We start from the raw sequence: 23,757 nt of genomic DNA on the forward strand, positions 1-23,757 counted from the left end.
CTGACTATGCGCCGCTCCGGTATGGCTCCCGCCTGGTGGGTCCCGCCGGCCCTGCGCGGCTACAGGACCGAGTGGCTGCGCCACGACTTGGTGGCAGGCGTTGCGCTGTTCGCGATCCTTGTTCCCGCGGGGATGGCATATGCCCAGGCCGCCGGCCTCCCGCCGGTCACGGGACTCTATGCAACGGTGGTGCCCCTGCTTGTCTATGCAGCAGTCGGGCCGTCGCGTGTGCTGGTGCTGGGGCCGGACTCCGCTCTCGCACCCATGATCGTGGCGGCCCTGGTTCCCCTGGCCGCGGATGACGACCGAAAATCCGTAGCCCTGGCAGGGCTGCTGGCCATACTGATTGGCGGCATTCTGCTCCTTGGGGCAGTGCTGCGTCTGGGCATCGTCACCGGGCTGTTGTCGAAGCCCATCAGGCTCGGATATCTCAACGGCATTGCGCTGCTGGTGGCCGTGTCCCAGATTCCCACCCTGTTGGGAATCTCCGTGGAGGACGGCACGCCCTGGGAAAAACTCTTTGCCGCCGCACCAAAGGTGCTTGCCGGCGAGACCAACATGACGGCCCTGCTGCTCGGCCTGCTGTCGCTGGTGCTCATCCTGGTTCCCCGCTGGCTGAAATGGAAGGTTCCCGGCGTGCTGGTCGCGGTCGTGGTGGCCTGCATCGCTGTGGCCCTGCTGGGGCTCCACGAGCGATTGAAGGTCACAGGCGCCCTGCCGCAGGGGCTCCCCGCACCGGCCCTGGCTGGGATCGGCTGGGCGGACGTTGTGGCACTGCTGCCTGCCGCCGCCGCGATTGCCCTCATCGTGTTCGTTGACACTGGAACCCTGTCGCAGTCCCTGGCGGCGGCCGAGGACGGCAGGGTTTCCGGAAACCATGAAATGGCAGCCCTCGGTGCGGCTAACGCCGCGACCGGGCTGCTGGGTGGCTTCCCCGTCTCGGCCAGCACGTCCCGGACCCCCGTGGCAGTACAGTCCGGTGCGAGAACCCAGCTCACGGGAGGAGTAGGCGCACTGCTGGTGCTCGGTTTCATGCTCCTTGCGCCCGGCGTCACGGAGTTCCTCCCGGCCACAACCCTTGCAGCCATTGTCATCGCCGCGGCTGCAGTAATCGCCGATCCGGCCGGCGTGCTGCGGCTCATCGGCATGAGCCGCAGCGAATCGCTGGTGATGCTCGCAGCGTTCCTGGGAGTCACCGTACTGGGGGTCCTTCCCGGCATCGCCGTCGCCATTGGCCTGGCCATCCTGGACTTCCTGCGGCGGGCCTGGGACCCGTACCGTGCCGAACTGGTGGATGTGCCGGGTATACCGGGGTACCACGATGTGAGCCGCCATCCGGAGGGTGAACGGATCCCCGGCCTGCTAATCCTGCGCTTCGACGCACCGCTGTTCTTCGGTAACGGAGCCTTGCTTGGGTCCTTTGTGCGCGACGAACTTGACCAGGCCGCGGACGGCACCAAACGCGTGGTGCTTGCGGCAGAACCCGTGACGGGAATCGACACGACCGCGCTGGACGAGTTGGTGCAGTTGGATGAGTGGCTCGACCGGCATGGCGTGGACCTGGTGTTTGCCGAACTCAAGGGGCCGGTCAAAGACCGGCTGCTCCGGTACGGCATGGGCGCCCGCTTTTCTCCGGACCATTTCTACCCCACGGTGAGCGCCGCCGTTAGGGCCTTCCAGGGTGAGCACGGCGAAGAGCAGCAGGGGCAACGGTAAGTCCCACCGTTTCCCCCTGCTGCAGTCCCGGGAACACACCGCCGCCCACGTTCCCGGAACAGGAAGTGGGCGGCGGAGGGTCCAGCTCTGTATGGAGTTAGTTCACTCAGGCGTTCGCGAGCTCCGGTTCCCGGGGCGGCGCCTCATCCCGCTGCCTGCGCGACTTGGCAAACCTCAGGTAGAGGGATGGCACCACGAAGAGGTTGAGCAGCGTGGATGTCACCAGCCCGCCGAGAATGACGGTCGCCATGGGATGCTCGATCTCGTGGCCGGGGATTTCGCCCAGGACCACGAGCGGAACCAGGGCAAGCCCGGTGGCGAGGGTGGTCATCAGGATCGGTGAAAGCCGCTCGCCAGCCCCTCGCAGCACCAGTTCGGGGCCGAACTTCATGCCCTCATATTTCTCCAGGTGCTGGCAGTGGTTGATGAGCAGAATGCCGTTCCTTGCTGCGATGCCCATGACTGTCAGGAAGCCAACGATCGAGCCCAATGACAGCACACCGCCTCCGAGCCAGGCGGCAAACACGCCGCCGACGAGGGCGATTGGCAGGGTGAGGATGACCAGCGTGGCCAGGCGCCAGCTCGCGAAGGCCACCTGCAGGAGCAGGTAAATCACCGCTAGCGCCACTACCGACAGGGTCAGCAGCGTGCTGGTTGCCTCTTGGCGTTCCTTGAATTCACCCAGAATCTCGGTGCGGAACCCCGCCGGCATCTCCACATTCTTCAGGCCTTCCTCCATGGCTGCGACCACTGTCGCCAGGGATCCTTCTGTCACGTTGGCCTCGATGTCGATCCGCCGCGAGTGTGCGTCACGTTCAATGACGTTCGGCGTGGGTTTCACCTCGACGCTTGCGACGGCGGACAGCGGGATTTTCTCGCCGCTGGGCGTATCAATGGGCAGGTTCCTGATGCTGGTCACGTCGGACCGGATTCCTACCGGGCTCCAGACCTGGACATCGTAGGCCTTGCCGCCCCGGTAGACGTCTCCGGCTTCCTCACCGGCCACCAGCCACGCCGCGGCCCGCCGCACATCGCCCGGCTTGAGCCCGTATTGTTGGGCCTTTTCCAGATCGACCTCGATGTTGAGCTGCGGGATGTCCTTTTGCAGCTCCGTGTGGACGTCGATGGCCCCCTCGGTCCCGTCAAAGATAGCCTGGATTTCGGCGGCCTTTGAGCGCAGGAGCGCCAGATCATCTCCGTACAGCCGGACGACGACGGCGTTGCTGGCGCCGGTCAGAACCTCGCGGATTCTTTCCTTCAGGTACGTCTGGACGTCGCGGACGATGCCGGGATAGCCCTCGACCACTTCATGGACTTTGGCCAGTGTCTTGTCATAGTCCACGGCCGGGTCGATGCTGATCCAGTTCTCACCGAAATACACACCCACCACTTCGTCGGCGTTGAATGCCTGCCCGATGTGGGCACCGCAGTTCCGGACCCCGGGAATGGTCATAAGCTCCGTGCAGGCTCTCTGGCTGATTCGGTATTCCTCCTGCACCGAGGTTCCCGGCTGGGTCAGCCAGTGCATCAGGAAATCGCGTTCCTTAAAGTCCGGCAACAGCGACTGCCCCAGCAGCGGTGCCGTGATGGCACCGATGGCTGCCATGGCCCCGAAGGTCGCGTACCCTGCCGCAGGACGACGGATGATCTTGCTCAGGACCTTGTGGTAGCCGCGCTTGAGCACCCGTACCAGTGGCGGCTCCTGTTCCTTGAGGGGAACCTTGCGCATGAAAATCAGCGCCAGGGCCGGGGTCACTGTCAGGGCCACGACCATCGATGCCAGCACCGCGAGGGTGTAGGAGATGGCCAGCGGTCTGAAGAAAGCACCCGTCAGCCCCTGCAGGAAGAAGATCGGCACGGCCGCGGTGATGATAATCAACGTGGCGTAGACGATCGGGCCGCGGACCTCCAGGGAGGCCTCCAGCACCACCGAGGCGGTAGAACGGGTACCGCCCTCCGCCCGGTGCTGCCGGAGTCTTCGGATGATGTTTTCAATATCGATAATCGCATCATCCACCACCACCCCGACGGCAATAACCAGCCCGGCCAGGACCATAGTGTTCACCGCCGTGCCGGTCAGATACAGGACGGACGCCGCCGTCACCAGCGAGAGCGGGATGGCAATGAGGCTGATCAGCGCCGTACGCCACTGGAAGAGGAACGCGCCCAGCACCAGCACCACCAGGATGCAGCCAAGTAGCAGCGCCCGGCTGAGGTTATCGAGGGACTCCTCAATAAAGGTCGCCGGCCGGAAAATCTCCGTATCAATGGTGATGCCGCTGAGTCCCGGCTTCATCTGCTCCAGCGCTGCCTCCACGCCCTTGGTGACTTCAAGGGTGTTGCCCCACGGAAGTTTCTCCACAATGAGCATCAGCCCAGGGCCCTGATTGATCACAGCGTCACCAATGAGCGGCTGATGGTCTTCGACCACATTCGCAACATCGCCCAGCCGGAGCGGCTTCCCGTTCCGTTCCTCGATGACCACTTCCGCAAGATCCTTCGGAGTGGCGATTGGCAGCACATGCTGGATGCTCAGACGCTGGTTAGGCGTCTCAATGTGGCCGCCGGTGCCAATAACGGCGCCGGGAGTGTACTGCAGCAGGCCCGCGTCCAGAGCGTTGGCGGTGACATCCATGACCTGGTTCAGGCTGACGTTCTGGGCCTTCAGCTTCTCCGGCACTGCCTGCACCTGAAGCATCTGCAGGCGCTCACCCCAAATGGCGATGTTGGCCACACCGGGAACCCGCAGCAGGTGCTGCCGTATCTTCCAGTAGGAGATCATCGACATTTCGATGAGCGAACGTTCTTCCGATGTCAGGCCAATTTTCATAACCCGGCTGGTGGAGGACAGCGGCTGCAGCATCATTGGCGGTGACGCCCAGGTGGGCAGTGACGGAGTGACGTTGGCGATGCGCTCCGAGACCAGCTGGCGGGCCTTGAGCAGGTCTGCCCCCGGGGCGAAAATCAGCACGATCGAGGACAACTGCTCCACCGATTTGGAGCGGATCTCGGCCAGCCCCTCGACGCCGTTGAGGGCGTCTTCAAGCGGAACGCTTACCAACTGCTCCACCTCGGCTGCGGTGAGGCCAATGGCGATGGTCTGGATCTCTACCTTCGGCGGTGCGAACTCGGGAAAGACGTCTACTGAGGCTGTGCTGAGCTGGACGCCGCCGAACGCCATCATTGCCACCGCAAGGGCCACCACCAAAGCGCGGAATTTCAGGCTGAATCCGACAATTCGGCGCATGTCAGTGACCCTTCGTGCCGAATTCCGTGCCAAAGAGTTCCGCAGCACCCACGGTGACTACCTCGGTTCCGGCTTTCGGGCCGGAGCTGAGCTGCACCTTATCGCCGGTGATCTTGTCCACCGTCACCGCGGCCCGGATAAAGGTCCGTGGCTCCGGAGCGGTGTAGACCCAGGTCTTGCCGGCACCGTCGTAAACCAAAGAGGCGTATGGAATTTCCAGACCGCCTTTGCCATTGGCCACTTTCTCGGTGGTAAGCGCCAACCTTTCCACGGCTTTGTCTGTCAGCGTGATCCTGTTCAAATCGGACCCCGCCTTCTCGATGCTGGCCGGAGCATCGCCGACAGGCGCAGACGCAGATTTCACGGCCGCACAGCCACCGAGCCCCATTGACACTGCGCAGGCCAGCACGAGAACAGAACGCCAGCCCCCAAACCCTCGATTGTTTTTCATGACAATTCCGACCTCTCTGCCAGAACCGGTCCGTTGTTGATCACCAATGAGCTCCCCCAGTCCGTGTTGGCAGCGGGACCAAAACGCAGGAAGAGGATCGGCAGGATAAATAGGGTCAGCAGGGCGGACGTAACCAGGCCGCCCCATAGGATGAGCGCCAACGGCAGCAGCATGGCCGTCGCGACGGGCCCACCCAGCAGCACCAGCGGCACCAGCGCCAGGGCGGTGATGATGGCGGTCAGCACTGTCGGCCGCAGCCGCTCCGATACCGCCCCCTTCATCAGCTCCCCCGGGGCCGCCGTCGGATCCTGGGCCTGCAGGGACTGATAGGTACCCATCAGCATGACTGCGTCACGGACTGCGACGGCGAGCACCGCTGCCAGTGCTACAAGCACATACAGGGAACCGAAGCCGCCGCTCAGCCAGGCTGCAATAACACCGCCCAGCAACGCCACAGGCAACAGGACAAATACCAGCGCGGCAAGCCGCCAGCTGCCGAGGACAGTCAGCAGCAGCACCAGGATGCCCGCCGCCGCTGCAGCCGCCAGCCAGATCATCAGGTCCCCGGCCGCCTGTTGCTCGCCGAACTTCTTCGGGATCTCGGCGTGATACTCAACCGGGAACTGCATGCTCTGGATCGCTTTTTGTATGTCTGCGGTCACGTCACCGAGGCTCCGGCCTTCGATGTCAGCGACAACGTCGATCCTCCTGGAGGTGTCGTCGTGGGTGATCACCGTCTGGTTTGGGCTCAACCTGACATCCGCAACGTCGCTGAGCCGGATCTGTCCGCCTCCGGGCTTGTCAATCAGCAGGTTCTGGACATTTGTCATGCTGTGACGCGTCTCGGGCGTGCCCTTGACGACGACCTGGAACACTTTCTGCTGCTCGAACAGGTATCCGACTTCGATGCCCTGAAGGACAGTGGCAGCGGCACGCCGCACGTCACCAGGTTTGACACCTTCCTGCTGTGCCTTAGCGAGGTCCACTTCAATTTCGGCAACCGGCTGGGAAGGCGTGGCCTCCACCGCTGGGTTAACTACGCCAGCCGTGCGCGACAGGATGTCACGGATCTCGTTGGCCTTCTCCTGCAGGATCGGCAGTTCGATGCCGTACACGCGCACCCTGAACTGTTGGTCATCGATGGCGCTGGCCGCAGCGACCTGCTGTTCAGGATAGGTAGTGACCTTGGCTGTCACTCCCGGGTAACCCTGCACGATCGACTGGGCCTCGGCCCGGACCGCCGCAATACTGGCGCTGTCTTCCATCGTGATCCAGAGTTCCCCGGAGTTCACATCGGAGGACAGGTCGGAGGTAATGGCCCGCCCTACGTGGCCGCCGACGCGTGCTACACCTTCAACTTGTGTCAGCTCTTCCCCCGCTTTGGTCATGAGCCGATTCATGACGTCCGAGCCTGTTCCGCCGGACGACTCCAACTCAACGAGGAGGGTGCGGTCAGGAACGGCGCTCACGATCGGCAGTTCCCTCGTCAGCCCCGGCACCAGAGCCACGGCCACTATCGCCAGCGCAGCTGCGACGGATGCGACCAGAACGGCGGCGCCCTTGGTGAAGGATGAGGTTGACCTGCGGTAGCGCTCTCCCAGCTTGTGGAAGAAGGACGGCTTCGTCTGCGGCCGCTGCCGGCCGCGCAGCAGCAGGCTTCCCAAAGCCGGCGTCACGGTCAGGGCCACCAGCATCGCCACCGCGGTGGCCAGCAGATAGCTCAGCACCAGCGGCTTCAGGAATGCCCCGTCCACACCCGGCACAAACAGCGCAGGAGCAAGCGCAAGGAGCGCCACGAGGCCTGCGAACAGGACGGGAACACGCGAACGCTGCAGGCCGTGGGCAAGCAGAGCCTCCCGGGACAGCCCTTCATTCGCGGCGTCCTTCCGGAAGCTGTGCAGGTCCAGGATGATGTCGCCGACCACAACGATGAGCGCCAACGTGAGCCCGGCGAATGCCATCGTATTAAGCACCGCTCCCTGAAACTGCAGGACCAGGGCAGCACCCATTGCGGCCACGGAAAGGGCGACAAGTGCCAGCAGTGCATACCGCCAGGACCGGAAGGCCAACCCGACAGCCGCCGTCACGACCAGCAGGCTCACGAGCAACGCCATACCAAGACCCTTCGCGGCAGTCTCGAGGAACGACGCCGGACGGAAGACAGTCGAGTCGAGCGTGATCCCAAACAAGCCCGGACGCAGGCCATCCAGAATTTCTTCAACGCCTGCTGTTACCGCAGCGACGTTGGCGTCGGGGAACTTCTCAATCACCAGAAGCAGGCCGGGATGCTTTCCGGTCACCGCATCACCGATCAGCGGTTGGTGGTCCTCCACCAAGGTCGTGACATCGGACAACGTCAGGGACTTGTTCGTGCTCCCCTCAATGCTGACCTTGCCAAGATCCTCCGGAGTACGGATGGGGAGAACGTGTTGGATGCCGATCCGCTGGTTCGCTGACTCCAGGAACCCACCGGTACCCGGGGTGGACGCCTCAAGGAAGCTCAGCGGTGACACCCAGACAGCGTTGCCGGCCGTCTCCACCACCTGGTTCAGTGTGACGTCCTGCGCCCGGAGCTTTGCCGGGTCGACCTGGACCTGCAGCTGCTGTTCGCGCTGGCCGAAGATCGCGACGTTGGCTACCCCGGGAACGCCCATCAGTGCGGGCTTGATGTCCCAGCGGGCAAGCACCGACATGTCAATTGGCGAAACCTCCTCGGAGGTCATTTCGACCATCATGACCCGGCTTGTCGAGGAGAGCGGCTGCATGAGCACCGGAGGTGACGAGACCTGCGGGAGGGCGAATGCCTGCGTCAGGCGCTCGGCCACCAGTTGCCGTGCACGCAAAACGTCCGTTCCAGGCTCAAAAACCATCTCAATGGATGACAGGCCAGGAACGGAGACAGAACGGATTTCATCAAGCCAGGCCACCCCGTTCAGCAGGTCTGCCTCCATAGGAGAGGTGATGAGCTGCTCGACTTCAACGGCAGACAGGCCCAACGCCTCGGTTTGGATTTCCACATGTGGTGGAGAAAATTCAGGAAGATTATCCATTGGCATGGAGGGCAGGCTGGTTAGCCCGAACCCCAGAATGCCGGCCGCAACGGCCAAAACGATCAAACGAAACTTAAGACTCCAGCGGACAAGCCAACCGGTCATATCCTCAGCCCCCATCGATATCGGTAGAGGCTACATTGCCGGTACCGATTTCTGATGCGCCTATTCAAGGTTCACCAGCAGCGGCGTTGCTGCCGGTGAGTGCCGAGCTGCCTCCCTACAACCCTGCCGCCCCCGGCTTCCGGGGGCGTACTGGCTGTGCCGGTGATGGATCGGTCGCGGCCAGACGAATAGCCTCAATTCCACGAAGACCGCCGTGTTTGGGACAAGCGAAACCATGCTCATTCTGGCACAGAGAATCGGCTGCATCAAGGAATAACGAACTGGTCAAACCCGAACTTTTGGCAACGGGCATTGATTTATCGTTACATCATGATCAAGCTTCCGAAGGCTTTTATCGAAGCTGTGAACGTCCGGGTATCGGCGCGCAGGGAGATACGCGATGTGAACGCAATAGCGCATGGTGTTCAGCGCTTTTTCACGGGCCCTCCTTGGGAGCAAAAGAATCAAATAGTAAAATGCCTGAGTAACAACCAGGGGGCGCAGTAAACTGCTTCGAGATGAGCGTGATAACTCAAAAGCAAAAAAACTGGACCATCCCGGCATGGCGGATACTTTAATAAGGTCCGATTCCCGCAATTTGCGCACTCTCTTCAGAATCAGATCCGAGGATAAACGCCTCACTTGGGACGATTTCTACACCTGATTGTTGGAGAGCCGTCCCCTAATGCAGGCGACAGCACGTAAGAGTGATTGATCAATCATCCCGTGTAGCGCCTTCAAGCCATCGGCAGCAGCTGCTTCTATCAGTTGCTCCTGGTTCAGTGACCGAGACGAACGTGCAGATGTCCGATCACACAAGAGTCATCCCGGATTCTCTCCTCTGAGACATGAGATGAAATCCTCCACGGCGGGAGAACTGCCCGGGCCGCGGGCAACGTGGAGTTCGGTTTGCGGCCGGCCGACAAAGGGTCGGGTGGTGATTCCCGGCATGTGAAACCGCTCCACCGATTGCGGCAGAACTGAGACCCCGAGCCCGGCTGCCACGAGTCCAAGCACCGTTTCCTGATGAATGGCCTGCTGGGCGACGACGGGCGGCGTGGCCAAGTGGTCGAACAGCTGAAGGACGCGTGAGACGAACCCCGGCATCAGGCGGTATGGAAACAGGATCATGGGTTCGCCCTCGAGCAGTTCGGGCTCAACTTCCTCAACGGCAGCCAGGGGATGCGACTCGGGAAGCACCACCACCAGGTCCTCCGCGCTGAGCAGCTCGAGCCTGAGCCCGGGCACCGCGCCGGGGTCCCGCACCAGGCCCAGATCGAGCTCACCGTCAAGCAGTTGCTCGATCTGCTCACCGCTGGTGAGCGGAGCCAGCACCAGGTCCACCCTTGGGCGCTGTTCGCGGAAAGACCGGATGGCTTCGGGCACCGTGGTGTAGCTGGCCGAACTGACGAACCCCACCCTGATCTTTCCGCTCTTGCCCGCGGCAACCTCGGCCACATCACCGGCCGCCTCATCAAGTTCGCCAAGGGCCGCCCCGACCTTCTCCCGAAATGCCTTCCCGGCAGGTGTCAGCGTCACCCTGCGCGTCGTCCGCTCGAACAGCGGGACGCCCAGCTCGTGCTCCAGCCGCTTCACGGCAACGGTCAGCGGCGGCTGGGTGATGTGCAGGCGTTCCGCGGCACGGCCAAAGTGCAGCTCGTCCGCCACGACCAGGAAGTATCTGAGCTGTCGAAGTTCCATCGCGATTCTTTCGATCGACGCTAATAATTACTAGTCAAATAATATTGGACGAGCGGCGAGTGGGAATGAGTAACTGGATCCAGCAAAGCAGCACATGCTGCCCCCACCACCCCGCCTTAGGAGCCATCCATGGAATCGACCGAATACGCCGTCGTCGGCGCCGGGCTGTCCGGAGCTGCCACCGCCTGGCATCTCGCCGCCCGCGGCCACTCAGTTGCCCTGCTCGAACGCTCAACCCCGGCCAACGATGCGGGCAGCTCCCACGGCTCCGCGCGGATCTTCCGCTACGCCTACCCTGACGAGTTCTACACCGGCCTCGTCCAGGAGGCGAAAGCCGGGTGGGACGAACTCGCCCGCCTGAGCGGCAAACAGCTCATCACCCCAGCCGGCGCCGTGGACTACGGTGCCATCCGCCAGCCCGAACGCCTCGCCGCCGTCCTGCAGGCCCGCGGCATTGACCACGAACTCCTCAGCGCCGAGGAAGCCCGCCGCCGCTGGCCGCAGATCGCCTTCGACACCCAGGTGCTGTGGCACCCGGACGCCGGCGTGATCGACGCCCACGATTCCGTCGCCTCCATGGTCGACCAAGCTGTAACACACGGCGCAGCGCTTCACCCCAACTGGGCCGTCACCGCGATCACCGCTTCCAACGGCGGCTACCTGCTGACCTCCGCCGACGGCCGCACCCTGCAGGCGGCCAACATTATCGTTGCCGCCGGCGGCTGGCTTCCCCAGCTGCTGCGATCACTGGCACTGCCCTCATCTTTCCTGGCCTCGGTGCCCCCGCTTGAGGTCCGGCAGGAACAGGCCTACCACTTCCCCTATGCGGACGGCACGGACCACGACGCCTCACCCTGGCCGACGTTCATCCACAAGCGAGAAGGCTGGCAGGCCTACGGCCTGCCCGGCGGCCGCGACGCCGGCTTCCGGGGACAAAAGATCGCCCAGTACAACGGCGGAAAGATCCTGCCCTCAGCAGCGGACCAGGACGGACAGATCAACCCGGACAACCGCCGTCGGGTCATCGAGTACGTGGAACAGTACTTGCCGGGACTGGTGCCCGAACCCTATGCGGAAACGACCTGCCTCTTCACCAACACGTCCACCGAAGACTTCATCCTCGACAGCGTGGACGGCATCACCATCCTCTCCCCCTGCTCGGGACACGGCGCCAAGTTCGCACCGCTGATCGGGCAGCTCGCCGCCGACCTGGCAACCGGCGCCGGAACCGTCCCGGACCAGTTCCGGCTCGCTTTCCAGGCAGGTTCTGCGGCTGTGGGGGCACACGCACGACCCCCGGCACGGAAGCCACTTCCCGGGCAGTGTTGACCGCCACGGTTACCGGTCTGATGTCCGACTGGTCACGGGGAGCCCCCTCGACTCGGTGCCTGGCGGCGGCGCGTTCGACGGCCCCGCTCGGCGTCGCCTCCGCCCTGGTCGCCGTCGACATCCTCAAAGCCCGGATGGACAGTCCAACCGGTCCACTCGCCGTCGTTGTCTTCCCCGAAGAGGAAGGATCACGGTTCGGTGTGGCACGCCTGGGCTGAAGGCTGATCACTGGCGCCATCGACCCGGACAAAGCCCGAAACCTCCGTGACCCGGACGGCTCAACCTTTGGCGCTGCCCCAGGCCCCCGTCCTGGACACCGGTGCCGGCCGGTGGATGACTGCGCAGAAGAAACCGTGCTGGCACGGAAGCGCCTCGGCCCGGCCCGCGGCGAATATGGGGAGTGACGGTTGAGGGCATCCGATCTGGGAGGGCGGGTTCGTGCATCAGCCGGTCACATCACCCGCCCGTACCAGGAGACTTTCCTATGTTCATGAACACCTTGCGGCAACGGACTGGCCGGTCTGCCACAGCCGCCCTGATCACCGTGATGCTTGCTGCTTTCGCTTTCGTATTTGTCGGGAGCACGCTCACGGCGGCGCCAGCCCACGCCCTGTGTAGCGGCTCCAGTCCCGCGACCGGAACCTGGAAGAACATCGACCCCAACACCAGATCCGTCACCAAGGTAGTCCTCGACTGGGGCTGCGCGGATCAGGCCCTGTGCGACACGAGTGGCCATTGCGTCTATCCCGCGGGCACGATCCGGGTGTTCGGCAAGTGCCATCCGACCGACTGCGATTGGGGGAACCGGCGGACGTACGCCGAGAAGGGCGGATGGGAGAGTGCCACGTACAAGTACAGCTGGGCAACCAAAAACGTGTGGGTCAGGCCCTACCAGTACTATGGCCGCACCTACCTGCGCGTCTGGGTCCATACTGATTTCACTCCGGCGGATGGACGGCAGGACTACACCACCGACGAGTGGATGCTGAAGTAATCCTGCCGACAACCGGGTCGTCGAGTGTGGCTGCCGGATGCTGGTGGCCACACTCGCCGTGCGAAACCTCAGCCGGTAATTGCAACTGATCTGCCGCGAGTAGTCCCGTTCATAGTCCGGCTGCTTGGCCGGCCCCGGAAAACAAATGACACCGCTAGGCTGCGCCGAAACCAGGCCGCCCTTAATGACGAAGGAAACACGATGCCCGAACTGATCAACCAGAAAATCCTCGTTTTACGCGCTCCCGCCCTGCGGGCAACCCGCGACCCCTTCGACGGACCCGGAGCCCGGGGCCTCGAAACCTCTCCCGAGAACATCGCGGAACGGGCCGTGGGTATGACAGTTGAGACGGACGACAACCCCTCAAGCGCAACGATCAATGCCCTGCAGAGCGATCCCACGGTCCTCGGCTTCGCCCCTGCCATGCCCATGAAACTCATAGAACCACTTGACGCCGATGCTGCTCCGGCGGCTGCCGAAACGTGGGGCGTCAAAGCTGTGGGCGCAGATGCGTCCCCCTTCACGGGCGCCGGGGTGACCGTTGCGGTCCTGGACACCGGTATCGACGCCGACCATCCCGCGTTCGCCGGCGTCAACCTTGTCACCAAGGACTTCACGGGCGCCGGCAGCGCCGAAGACGATCACGGCCACGGCACGCACTGCGCCGGAACGATCTTCGGCCGCGACCTCAACGGCCAGCGGATCGGCGTCGCCCGCGGCGTCCAGAAAGCCCTCATCGGAAAGGTCCTCGGAGGCCCCAACGGCGGCGGCAGCGACACGCTTGCCACGGCAATGCTCTGGGCTGCCGACAATGGCGCCCACGTCATCTCCATGTCGCTGGGCATGGACTTCCCCGGCTGGGTAGACGAATTGGTCAACGTGAATGGTCTTTCCATTCCGGCCGCCACCTCAATCGCACTGGAAGGCTACCGCGCCAACGTCAGGCTCTTCGAACAGCTGGCCAACCTTCTCAACGCCCGCGCCTCCGTCGCCCAGACCACGATCGTCATCGCAGCCGCCGGCAACGAAAGCAAACGCACCGGCAACCCCGCCTACGAGATAAACGTTGCCCCGCCCGCCGCTGCTTACGGGATCACGTCCGTTGCTGCCCTGGCCGACGGCGGCGGCGGCCTCACCGTGGCACCGTTCTCAAATACGATGGCAACTGTGGCCGGTCCCGGAGTGGGCGTTTTCAGCGCCTGGCTCAACGGCGGCACCAAAACGATCAGCGGAACCAGCATGGCAACCCCGCATGTGGCCGGCGTGGCCGCGCTTTGGGCGGAACGCCTTCTAGCGCAGGGACCACTGAGTCCGGTACTCCTGCAGGCCAAACTGATCGCTTCCGGAACATTCAAGCCGCTCAAGAATGGCACAGATCCCTCGGACGTGGGTGCGGGCCTGGTTCAAGCACCCAACCATGCGAACTGACTTCATCGATGAAGCCAGGACCAACTCGTGAGCCAAGCCTCACCGGAGGCGGCGGAATCATTCGCCGCTGATTACATGGCCCTCCTCCCCCGGTTCGTTGAACCGATCGTGCGCGCAGTTGGCGCCCGGGACGGGGATCTGGCGCTGGATGCCTCCCTGAACTTGAAGACGAAGTCCTGGCTGGCGGGAGCGCTGAGAATGAACCAGCTCTGCAGTGAACTTGAGCTGGCCCTGGCACTGGCTGACTGGGCGGCTGCCAAAGCGGTTGCGCGGGACATTGAAGTCCACGTTCCGCGCCTGCAGAAAGCCCTCACCGGCGCCCCTGACGACGCATTTCGCCCCCTGCGGCCGAGGACACTCCAGACCGCCATCGCGTCCTGACCCTCAGGCGAATGACGAACTTGGAAGCACCTTGAGGCCACCCCTCAAAGAGGGGGTAAAAACGAACTTCGCCTCTCAGGTGGACCCCGGATTTCACAATGTGCGGACAGCACACTGGTCTTGTCGCTGAAGCACAGGTAGCCGCGAACCGCAGCTTCAGATCGCCGGGCCCGGAACGCATTCCCCCCTTGCACAACGGGCCCGGCGGACAACCTCCGTGAGGTGTTCATCACGGCGAGGACCCCTCGATGGCTGCCGAGACGTTCAGGCAGCCGAAAGCAATCGGAAAGTCAGCCCAATTCGACTGGGGACTTCATTGATTATCAGCTTGCTTACTATTAGGTTGGGGAGATGGTAGGCACAAGCAACGTCGAATGGGACCCGGGTCTGGAGTCCTTCAAGGGGCGGTCCACCACGACGTACGCGGCCGCCGCGGCGGCCGCCGCCACTGAATGCGCATCATGTCATATGCCCATAACAGCGCGGACTCCCCTGTCCCTGTCTGTCGACGTTACAGGCGGCACGCACCGGGACGGCACCGAATACTTCAGCTTCGAGACACGGATCTGCCACCGCGTCTGCCGCCCACCCGCCCTGACGTTCACCGCGGGACACAGCTCCCCGGTCGAGTTCACGCCACAGGCGGCAAGGCTCATCCTTCAAAACCGGGCGGCCGGCACAGCCACGGCCATCTTGGTCTTCACCTATCGGCCGATGTTCTCCTTCCGGGAACCCGGAGGGGAGCTGACCTCCGCGCTGGTTACCGCACTACTCGTCAAAGGCTTTCAGTTGGCCATGAGCGCCGACATTGGCGAGATACTGCGCGACTCCGGCCCGGCTGCCGACGACGTCGCCTGCCCACTGACAGACGAGGGCCTGCTGACACTCCAAGCCGGCCAGGCCACGATGTACCACGAACAGCTCGACCCGGCCGACCCGGATGACGCCGCATGGCTGAGTGCAGCCCGCAGCGGTAGGGTTCTCGTGATCGGCGGCGACAACCTTACCTTCACCAGTGCGGGGCCAGACCTGGACACCGCCGCCCAGCTCGGCACGCTCGCCGCGGGGATGATCCCCGTCGCCGCCTCCCGAGAGGACCGATCCGACAGTGCCACCATTCGGCCCTACACCGCCGACAGTCCCCCGGTCACCGAGTAGCTGACTTAACTGGAAGGGTTGCCGGTGCCTACAGCTCGGCTAGTGAGGCGAGGCGTGATGAAACGTCCAATCCGGAGTGATCCTGACGGGCACCAGTCCGGCGACTAACGCCCCCCTGTTCCCCAGCCAGCGGCAGTCAGCCGGTAACGACGTCGTAGATGAGTTGGTCCCCCGCCGCCCGCACGCCACCGGTTGGCTGATGGTTCGTCAGCCGGCCAGCCGGCATCAGGTGCACCGGTTTCGCTCCGTCGAGGAGCAGGGCGTGGTCAGCGATCAGCCGCCGGTGGCAGCGCCACCATACGGTTTCACTGCACATGATGGCCGTGCGCCGTTCCGCTGCTTCCGCCAGCACCCCGGCCAGCGCAGCGGCAAAGGCCGGCGCGCGCATGTAGGCCGCGTAGGCCCGGAAGGACTCATTGCGCAGGGCAGTGTCGGGCGAGTCCGGCGGTAACTTGCGGAAGCCGCCAAGCCGCTGCTCCCAGCGGTAGGCGATCCCGGCCGCCGGCAGCCATTCTTCCAGCCGATCTTTACCGAAGTGCGGATGCTTCCGGCTGCCCGGCCCGATCCGCACATCGACCACGGAAGCAACTTCCGCCGCCCGCAGCAGGTTCCGGAAGTCCTCCTCGCTGGAGGCACCGTGGCCCACGGTGAACAGGATCGTTGGTTCGGACCTCATGCTTTCGAGCCTACTGCCGTGGGTGCCTTCTTCATTGTGGTCCCAGCTTGTCTTGAGCTACTTGCCTGCCGACCATGGAAGTGTGGGAACGAGGAAAAGGCAGGACCTGCTGGCGTCTGCCCTGTGCCTGCTGATCCCGTTAAGCGGAACGGCGGCGTGCGTCTATGAATACCCCGAGGCTGCGCAAACTCCGACAACGGCCCCCGAGGCCATGCCCGCGTCAACATCTGCCCCGGCGACGATAGCAGGCACCCCGGGGCCATACAGCGATTGGAAGGTCCTGGCCCGGGAAGCTAAGAACTACGCTGAGCTGGGAGCACTCCTTAGGGCACCGCCGGAGCCGGTCCTCCTTTTGGAGCAGGGACCACTCGATGGCCCTCTTAGGGGCTTTGGTACGACGGCGAAGGTACCGTTAGCCGGGCAGTACGCCGTCACTGCCGCCTGCGTTGGTGCTTCCGGCATGAAGGTCGCCGTCGGACAGGAGCATCCAGGCGCCCCCTTCCGGCCACTCGAGCTCTCGCTTGATTGTGCCGGGGTCACTTCGCAGGTCATTGCACTCCAGGAGGGGTACGTTTTCGCGCATCTGCTGCTGCCCGGCCCGGGCGATGCGCCGTGGACGGGGGCGGTGGGCGGCGTGACTGTGACCGGGACGGGTTCGGGCGCCACGCCTACTGCACGCCTGCATCCGCCTCGTCAGTGAGCGCGGCCGCGGGAATGCGTCCGTTGTTCCCGGGACGAAGCGCCCGTTCAGTTGGCGCCCAAGATCTGCGGGTACCCGGCAGAGTCCCGGGTGCGTAGTAGGCCGCCAGCCGTGCCAGTCCTTGGTCCAGGGAGATAGCAGGCCTCCAGTTGAGGAGTTCCTGGGTATCCCGCTGATCGAACCAGTGTGCGGTGGAGAGCTGCTCGGCGAGGAACCTCGTCATCGGCGGCTCCTCTTCCCGCCCCGCCCAGGTCCAGAGCTTCTCCACTACCGCTCCCGCCACCCGCGCCACCCTGCCGGGGACGGCCCACGACGGGGCCGGGACGCCTCCCGCGGCGCATATGCCCGCGATCAGTTCACCGACCGGACGCGGCTCGCCGTTGCTCACCACCAAGGCTTTGCCGTGGACGTGATCCATCCGGTGCAGCGCGGCGACGATGGCCGAGGCGGCGTTGTCCACATAGGTGGTGTCGATCAGGGCCGCGCCGGCGTCGAGGAGCGGAAGGCGGTTGCGCCGCGCACGCGCCAGGACCCGTTCCACCAGTTGTGTGTCGCCGGGACCCCAGACGATATGGGGGCGCACCGCGGCCACCCTGAATTCGGGGGCGTCCGCTGCCAGCGCCAGCAGCTCGGCTTCTGCCTTGGTGCGGGAGTAGTCTCCGTGTGCGCGCTCCGGATCAGCGGGTTCCGCGCCCAGCCCGGTGATGGCGGTGCCGGAGTTTGCCACCGACGGCGAGGATACGAACACCAGGTCCCGTACCCCGGCCGCCCTGGCGAGCCGAAGCAGCCGGCGGGTCCCTTCGACGTTGACCTCGTCGAACTCCGCTGCGCGGCCGGTAAACGAAACCTTCGCTGCCAGGTGGATGATTCCTTCTGCCCCGCCGACGGCTCCTTTGACCCCTTCATCATCTGTGAGGGACCCGCAGCGGTCCGTCACGCCGTCGACACCTGACGGACGGCGCTGGAACGTGGCCACGTCATGGCCTTGGCGGACCAGGAGCCGGGCCACTTCCCGTCCGAGCAGCCCGCTCGCGCCGGTGACGAGGATCCTCATGGCTTTCCCGGCCGGCCACCCGCCAGCACCCGTGAGGCCCAGCGGGATAGGCGGGTCCTGTCGATCTTGGCGTTGTGCCGTATGTCGGTGGGCTGTTCAGGGACGGTAAGCACAGCGGAGACATGAACGCCAGCCTCCAGGGCCGCGCTGCGGACACGCCCGGCAAGCTGAGGTGCGGCAGGCCCGGCCTTACGGGCGGGAGGTTCGGTCTCGACGACGGCGACCACGGCTTGCGTCCCTGCCGGTCCGACTCCCGTGATGGCGGCCAGGCGGACGCCGTCCAGGCGTTCGATGGCCTGTTCCGCACCGACGGGGGTCACCACGGCATTGGGGACTGTCACGACATGGGCGAGACGGCCCTCCACCCAAAGCCGGCCGGCGGCGTCGAAATGCCCTATGTCGCCCGTGCGGTGCCAGCCGGGCAGGCTGGCACTCTCCTGCTGGATCAGCCAGAGCCTGTCGTAGGCTTCCTTGACATGGGCGGCGCTCACCAGGATTTCGCCGGTCACGCCGGCATCCGTCACGGGCTGGGATCCGTTTGCTGTGCCATTGGCCGCCAACGGCATGACGGCGACGCGGGCGCCATGCACGGGGTTCCCTACGCACACGCCGTTACCTGCTCCGGCCACAATGCCTGCAGCAGCGTCGCCGTCGGCGACCTGGATTTGCTCAAGGCTGATGTCGGTAACGGGCAGCGCCTCTGTCATCCCGTATGGGGTGTGCAGCGACGCCCGGGGCAGCAGCCGCTGCACCTCCGCCAGGAGCGGTTCCGGGACGGGCGCGCCGGCAGACAACAGGAGCTCGACACCGTCCAGGGCTTCATGCCCTGCCCCGCTTACGCCAGCCCTGGTGGCAAGGACGTTCCGCAGCGCTGCCGGCGAGGCGAAGACCACGTTGGCATTTATCGCAGCGGCGGCATCCGCCAGAGCGCCGGCAGTCAGGGTCCGTGGCGCGGTGACGTCCATGGCGGGCGTCACCGACACCGCTCCGAGCGCCGGCCCCAGCAAGGCGAAGGGGGCGAAGCCTGCCACCAGCCGGGAACCGGAACGGATCCCGAAAGTCTCTGCCACCGTATCCCGCATGGCGGCCAGCTGCCGGTGGGTATAGAGCACGCCTTTGGCGGGGCCGGTGGAACCGGACGTGAAGAGTATGGCGGCGGGGGCAGCTGGTTCCAAAGCGGGCATTGACCGGTCCTTGACCACGGCACCGTGCCGGGCGAGGGCATCAAGGGAGGTCTCGGCGCCCAGTATTCGACGGCGGGCGGCCGGGAGGTCCCGCACGCTGATCCGGCGCCCCGGCCAGCCAAGCACCGAGGCAGCAGCCAGCGCCTTGTCGATTCCGATGATGAAATCGGGCGTGGCACCGTTAACGGCGCGGCTTAGCCCTCTGGTTCCCAGACCGGCATCGGCCACCACCACCACTGCGCCCACCCTCAGGCAAGCGTAGAGGGCCACTGTCAGGTCCACCCCGGGAGGAACCATCAGGCTAACCCGGCTGCCGCACCGCACCCCGGCTTCCCGTAGCCCGGCGGCCAGGTCAAGGATATTCCGGTCCAGTTGCTGCCAGCTGAGCGAGCGGCTGATGCTGCCGTCCGGCGACATTTCCGCAACGGCCGTATCTTCTCCCGCCGGACCCCTCGCCTGCTGGCAGAGCAGGTCCCAGAGGGGACGGAATTCCGCCGGTTCCGGCTCCGCCGCCCCGGGCACCCCCTGGCCACTGGTAAGTGCCGCTTCCGCCGGCAGGCGGTCGCCCTTGCCGTCGCCGCCGTGCACGGCGAGCCACTGGAAAACCGGTGCGGCGATGTTCCGGTCTTCCGCCACGAGATGGCCGGCGCCTTCGAAGCGGTGCACTTCCGCGTGCGGCAGCCTGCGGACGAGGTCCTTGAGGTACCGGTCCGAGAAGATGGGGTCCCGGGGGCCCCAGAGCATCAGGGCCGGGACGTTCAGCCCGCGCACTCCTTCAGCTACGCGGCTTAGGGCCGGAAAGCTGGGATGGGAAGCGTCCACCGGGATATCAGCAACAAAGTTCCCCACCCCAGAGCGGCGGTACGCTCCGCGGTAGGGCGCCATGTACGCCTTACGGACGTCGGCGGGCAGCGGCGGGCTAGCCAGCGAGTGTGTCACCCGCAAAAAGGCGTCCGACGTCGTCGTACCCCACCGGTGCACGGCCTGGTGCAGGGCCAGGCGCAGGGCGGGCGGAATCCCCGAGCCGGAGGGCTGGTGAACGGCTGTGTTGGTCAGCACCACCCCGGTGACGTGCTGCGGGTGTGCCACCGCCCATCCCAGGCTGATGACGCCGCCCCAGTCGTGGCCCACCGTAACGACCGGCCCGTCGATGCCCAGCGCGTCCGTGAGGTCGCCCAGATCGTTAATCCGGTCCGCCAGCCGCCGGAACATGCCCGTGCGCTCCGAATAACCCATGTCCAGCTGGTCTACCGCAACAACACGCCACGGATGTGCCGGATCGGATCCGGCCGCCAGCAGCGTCCGCCATAGGTACGACCAGGTTGGGTTGCCATGAACACACAACAGCGTACCGGCGGGTGTAAGGCCAAGGCGCGAGAGCTGGGCACCGTTGTCCAACAGGTGCCACCTGCGCACTGTCCCTGGCGCGTCTGTGGCCGATGTGGATCTTACGTCCGCAGTGCGGGACCACTCCGGGTCCACCCCCGGCCATTGGGCTACCAAACGATTTCCACCATTCCCGTGTTCAGGCCGGAACCAACGCCCATGCACAAGACCCGGTCCCCGGTGCTAAGTGACTGCGCCTCCGCTGCAAGTGTCATAGGGAGCGAGGCAGGACCGACGTTCCCCCAGTGCGGGAACGTGATCGGAACCTTCTCCGGGTCCAGGTCAATGGCCCTGATGATTGCTTGGGTGTAGGCATTGCTGACTTGATGCGTGACATAACGGTCCATGGCGGCCCAATCCCACTCGGCCCCGGCTTCGTGCCAGGCGTCGACGACGAGCTGAAGGCCGCCGTCGAGCAGGCCCTTCGTGTCGGTGGCCATGCCGTCGATGCCGCCCACGCACAGTTCATGATGTTCAGTACCGGCACGCATTACGCCTCCGACGAGGCGGTGTCCCCCGGGGTGCCCGTCCGCTGGGCCCAGGACCGCCGCGGCAGCCCCGGACCCAAGGGTGAGCGTGGCGAACTCCCGGCTGAAGTCTTCACGCGTGGTCTCCGGCCGCTGCAGTCGTGCCAGGGTGGCCTCCTGGGTGGCCTGGGAGTCCTCGCCGTTGACGATCACCGCGTACCTGATCTGGCCGGAGTCAATCATGTTCCCGGCCAGGATCAGGCCGTTCACAAATCCAAGGCATGCATTCGCAAGATCGAAGTTCATGGCCGACGACGGCAGGCCGAGTCCGTGGTGGATTTTCACAGCGACGGAGGGCTCGAGGTTGCGCCGCGTGACCGAGGTGTTGATCAGCAGACCGATTTCGGACGCTTCCACGCCGGCCTCGGCCAACGCCTTGGCGCCGGCCTCGACTGCAGCATCATCGAACGAAGTCCCGGCAGCCCACCAGCGGCGATGGGTTATGCCGGAAACGCGCTCAAGCAACCGTGGCGGGAACTTCAGCCGCTGCAGGGTCGAAGCCAGCCTGCGGTCGAAATCCGTGGAACTCACGATTCTCGGAGCCTCGATGCCGCTCACTGAAAGCAGCGCAGTGTTGCTGTGCCGGAACGTTGCATTCCCTGTCAAATCAAGCCCCTGTTCGTTTCCGTCCAGCATTCATGCGGTGACTGTACCCACAAATGCCGGTCCAGACGCTTAACTATGCCGGACTGGTCACGGTTCCTGCCCATTTCCGCCTTTGGCACCGCGTCATCCCGCAACGCCCTACTTCGAAAATGGCTCACATCGTGCGACCCCAGGCTCGCGGACTCTCAGATCCAGTCGTCTGGTACGCCCGGGACTGTGCCGTCCCGGTGGACTGCGATCATCTGGGCTGCACTCATCCCCCTCAAGTACCCCTCGGCTGCCTGCGCGGCGGTGACCCCGGCGTCGACGAGCCTCATCAGGTCGTGCTCGTTCGGCAAGGCTGACATCCTGCCCGCCCTTGAGGCCCCGGCCAAGACCTGCGCCCCGAACATGATCAGGCGGCGCTCGACGTCGAGACCGCGCTTCTCGCCAGCGGCTGCATCCGAGAGGGCGGTGGCAATCCTCATGGTGCGGGCATCGCGTGGGATCTGCGCGGCGAAGTCGCCACCGTGCCGTACAGCGAGCCGGTAAACGCCTGTCTTGACCTCGTTCGGGGCCGCCGGGCCGATCCCGAAACGCTCGATCCAGCCACTGACGTCCTCTGCCCGGACAGGGTGGTCTTCGCCCGACTTCAGGCCGGCCAGCAGCCCACACAGGGTACCTTCATCGTCCTCGGCGTCGAGGAACCGCGAGATACCGATCTGGAGGATGTCCCGCAGATCGATCCTGCGCTCCTGCACGGCGGCCCAGACCGTCTTGTTGCTCCGGAGCTTGCCGAGCAGGTCCTCGCCCAGCTTCTCCCCGAAGCCCTCCGGGTCCTCATAGAAGGACAGCGGGGAGTGCTGGAAGCGTTCCAGCACCTCCGAAGGCATCGCCGCACAACGGAGCGCGGCCTCCGCGGCGTCATGGTTGTCCTCGACGAGATCGTCAAGCCCGTGCCCTTCCAGGAACGCGACGGCCTCGTCCGCCGTGGTTATCCCAGCGTCGAGCAGGGCCACGGCAGTCTCCGGGGACGCCACGGAAAGGACCTCGCAGAAGTTGTATGGCGTGGCCGTGAACTCGAACTCGGCCTTGCGCCCCCCGCGGCCCGTTCCCTTCGCGAGGGCATCCAGCAGGCTGTTACCACTCGGGAGGTCGCGAGCGTACGTCTCCACGATGCGGCGATGCACATCGTAAGACGGGGCGTCCGGGAACCTCCTTCCCGGTGCGGAATCGCTGTCCATACGTCCGAGACTAGACCCTTACCGCACCATCAGAGATCCCCGGGACCGGAGCCCCGACGCCTTGAGAGCCAGGCCCGGCCACAGGGGGCACAAGGCTGTAGAAAGAGACGCCTTCGGGGCCGTAGATGTGCTTGTCGCCGAACAGCGACGCCTTCCAGCCGCCAAACGAGTAGTAGGCCACCGGGACCGGCAGGGGCACGTTGATGCCGATCATTCCGACGTCCACGGAACGCTGGAACTTGCGGGCTGCCGCTCCGGAGGACGTGAAGATCGCGGTGCCGTTGCCGTAGGGGTTCGCATTGACCAGCTTGATGCCCTCTTCCAGGTCCTGGACACGCACCACCACGAGAACGGGTCCAAAGATCTCCTCCTGGTAGGCACTCACAGGCGCAGTCGGCCCTATACGCACTCTTACGTGTAGCAAGCACGGAGGGTCCTCTCCGCGCCTGGCTAGGCCTTCTTGACCACCGAAGACTTCAGCTGCATCGCGCCGACGCCGTCGATCCTGCAGTCGATGTCATGGTCCCCCACGCCGTCGACAAGTCGGATGTTCCGCACTTTGGTGCCGGCCTTGATGACGAGGGAGTTCCCCTTGACTTTGAGGTTCTTGATGACGGTGACGGTGTCGCCGTCGTTCAGCACGTTGCCCACCGCATCTTTGACCTCGTGCGAGCCCCCGGCAACATATTCCTCCACGCCGTCCGCCAGCGGCTCCCATTCATGGGCGCAGATGGGGCAAACCAGGAGAGCACCCGTCTCGTACGTGTACTCGCTGCCGCATTCGGGGCAAGGGGGAAGGCTATCGCTCACATAGTCAGGATACCGTCCCTCGCACGGGCGT

At 64.8% G+C, this 23,757-nt stretch carries 17 protein-coding genes and 2 pseudogenes; 7 read left to right on the forward strand and 12 right to left on the reverse strand.

Translation table 11 applies throughout. From position 1 onward, the window contains the following. Positions 1 to 6 precede the first annotated feature (6 nt). Entirely contained in the window at positions 7 to 1,716 is a 1,710-nt protein-coding gene (locus BWQ92_RS22525; protein ID WP_076803343.1) for a SulP family inorganic anion transporter, read from the forward strand. A 106-nt stretch (positions 1,717 to 1,822) separates the two neighbouring features. Here the strand turns inward: BWQ92_RS22525 and BWQ92_RS22530 are convergent, their stop codons facing one another. The 4 genes from BWQ92_RS22530 to BWQ92_RS22545 form a co-directional block, all read right to left on the reverse strand. After that, positions 1,823 to 4,963 carry an efflux RND transporter permease subunit gene (locus BWQ92_RS22530; RefSeq protein ID WP_076803344.1) on the reverse strand — a complete coding sequence of 1,047 codons (3,141 nt, stop codon included), beginning with the start codon at positions 4,961 to 4,963 and terminating at the stop codon, positions 1,823 to 1,825. Between the two features lies 1 nt (position 4,964). Further along, complete coding sequence (locus BWQ92_RS22535) at positions 4,965 to 5,414, reverse strand: hypothetical protein (RefSeq protein ID WP_076803345.1); 450 nt, start codon at positions 5,412 to 5,414, stop codon at positions 4,965 to 4,967. Next, entirely contained in the window at positions 5,411 to 8,584 is a 3,174-nt protein-coding gene (locus BWQ92_RS22540) for an efflux RND transporter permease subunit (protein ID WP_335633081.1), read from the reverse strand. Before BWQ92_RS22540 ends, BWQ92_RS22535 begins: the two co-directional genes overlap by 4 nt. An 807-nt stretch (positions 8,585 to 9,391) precedes the next feature. Then, positions 9,392 to 10,270, reverse strand: coding sequence for a LysR substrate-binding domain-containing protein (locus BWQ92_RS22545; protein WP_076803347.1), 879 nt, complete (start codon positions 10,268 to 10,270; stop codon positions 9,392 to 9,394). A 129-nt stretch (positions 10,271 to 10,399) separates the two neighbouring features. On the opposite strand from BWQ92_RS22545, the gene BWQ92_RS22550 reads away from it, so the two are divergent. The 6 genes and pseudogenes from BWQ92_RS22550 (at position 10,400) to BWQ92_RS22575 (ending at position 15,560) form a co-directional block, all read left to right on the forward strand. Beyond that, positions 10,400 to 11,599: an FAD-dependent oxidoreductase gene (locus BWQ92_RS22550; protein WP_076803348.1), complete on the forward strand. Its 1,200-nt coding sequence runs from the start codon at positions 10,400 to 10,402 to the stop codon at positions 11,597 to 11,599. Positions 11,600 to 11,618: 19 nt separating this feature from the next. Next, positions 11,619 to 11,886 (forward strand): annotated as a pseudogene (locus tag BWQ92_RS22555) (allantoate amidohydrolase); the annotation flags it as partial. A gap of 197 nt (positions 11,887 to 12,083) precedes the next feature. Further along, positions 12,084 to 12,593 (forward strand): hypothetical protein, encoded by a 510-nt coding sequence (locus tag BWQ92_RS22560; protein WP_076803349.1) that lies wholly within the window; start codon positions 12,084 to 12,086, stop codon positions 12,591 to 12,593. A 201-nt stretch (positions 12,594 to 12,794) separates the two neighbouring features. Then, complete coding sequence (locus tag BWQ92_RS22565) at positions 12,795 to 14,021, forward strand: S8 family peptidase (protein ID WP_076803350.1); 1,227 nt, start codon at positions 12,795 to 12,797, stop codon at positions 14,019 to 14,021. Positions 14,022 to 14,048: 27 nt separating this feature from the next. After that, on the forward strand, positions 14,049 to 14,402 hold the full coding sequence (locus BWQ92_RS22570) for a hypothetical protein (protein WP_076803351.1): 354 nt from the start codon (positions 14,049 to 14,051) through the stop codon (positions 14,400 to 14,402). A gap of 351 nt (positions 14,403 to 14,753) precedes the next feature. Next, entirely contained in the window at positions 14,754 to 15,560 is an 807-nt protein-coding gene (locus tag BWQ92_RS22575; protein ID WP_076803352.1) for a hypothetical protein, read from the forward strand. Positions 15,561 to 15,696: 136 nt separating this feature from the next. Here the strand turns inward: BWQ92_RS22575 and BWQ92_RS22580 are convergent, their stop codons facing one another. The 8 genes and pseudogenes from BWQ92_RS22580 to BWQ92_RS22615 all read right to left on the reverse strand — a co-directional run bounded on the left by BWQ92_RS22580 (position 15,697) and on the right by BWQ92_RS22615 (position 23,726). After that, entirely contained in the window at positions 15,697 to 16,236 is a 540-nt protein-coding gene (locus BWQ92_RS22580) for a DUF488 domain-containing protein (protein WP_076803353.1), read from the reverse strand. 412 nt (positions 16,237 to 16,648) lie between these two features. Then, entirely contained in the window at positions 16,649 to 16,819 is a 171-nt protein-coding gene (locus BWQ92_RS23730; RefSeq protein ID WP_157365243.1) for a hypothetical protein, read from the reverse strand. An 85-nt stretch (positions 16,820 to 16,904) separates the two neighbouring features. Then, complete coding sequence (locus BWQ92_RS22590; protein ID WP_083706404.1) at positions 16,905 to 17,990, reverse strand: NAD-dependent epimerase/dehydratase family protein; 1,086 nt, start codon at positions 17,988 to 17,990, stop codon at positions 16,905 to 16,907. After that, positions 17,987 to 20,677, reverse strand: coding sequence for an alpha/beta fold hydrolase (locus tag BWQ92_RS22595; RefSeq protein WP_076803355.1), 2,691 nt, complete (start codon positions 20,675 to 20,677; stop codon positions 17,987 to 17,989). The genes BWQ92_RS22590 and BWQ92_RS22595 overlap by 4 nt, the downstream gene beginning before the upstream one ends. After that, positions 20,671 to 21,723 (reverse strand): 3-oxoacyl-ACP synthase III, encoded by a 1,053-nt coding sequence (locus BWQ92_RS22600; RefSeq protein ID WP_076803356.1) that lies wholly within the window; start codon positions 21,721 to 21,723, stop codon positions 20,671 to 20,673. Before BWQ92_RS22600 ends, BWQ92_RS22595 begins: the two co-directional genes overlap by 7 nt. A gap of 155 nt (positions 21,724 to 21,878) precedes the next feature. Further along, on the reverse strand, positions 21,879 to 22,916 hold the full coding sequence (locus tag BWQ92_RS22605; RefSeq protein WP_157365244.1) for a hypothetical protein: 1,038 nt from the start codon (positions 22,914 to 22,916) through the stop codon (positions 21,879 to 21,881). Positions 22,917 to 23,010: 94 nt separating this feature from the next. Then, a pseudogene (locus tag BWQ92_RS23285) lies at positions 23,011 to 23,427 on the reverse strand (aldehyde dehydrogenase family protein); the annotation flags it as partial. Beyond that, entirely contained in the window at positions 23,367 to 23,726 is a 360-nt protein-coding gene (locus BWQ92_RS22615) for a zinc ribbon domain-containing protein YjdM (protein WP_076803358.1), read from the reverse strand. The gene BWQ92_RS22615 and the pseudogene BWQ92_RS23285, both read right to left, overlap by 61 nt. Between the last annotated feature and the right edge of the window lie 31 nt (positions 23,727 to 23,757).

Origin of the sequence: Arthrobacter sp. QXT-31 (assembly GCF_001969265.1) — a bacterium.
Lineage (GTDB): Bacteria > Actinomycetota > Actinomycetes > Actinomycetales > Micrococcaceae > Arthrobacter.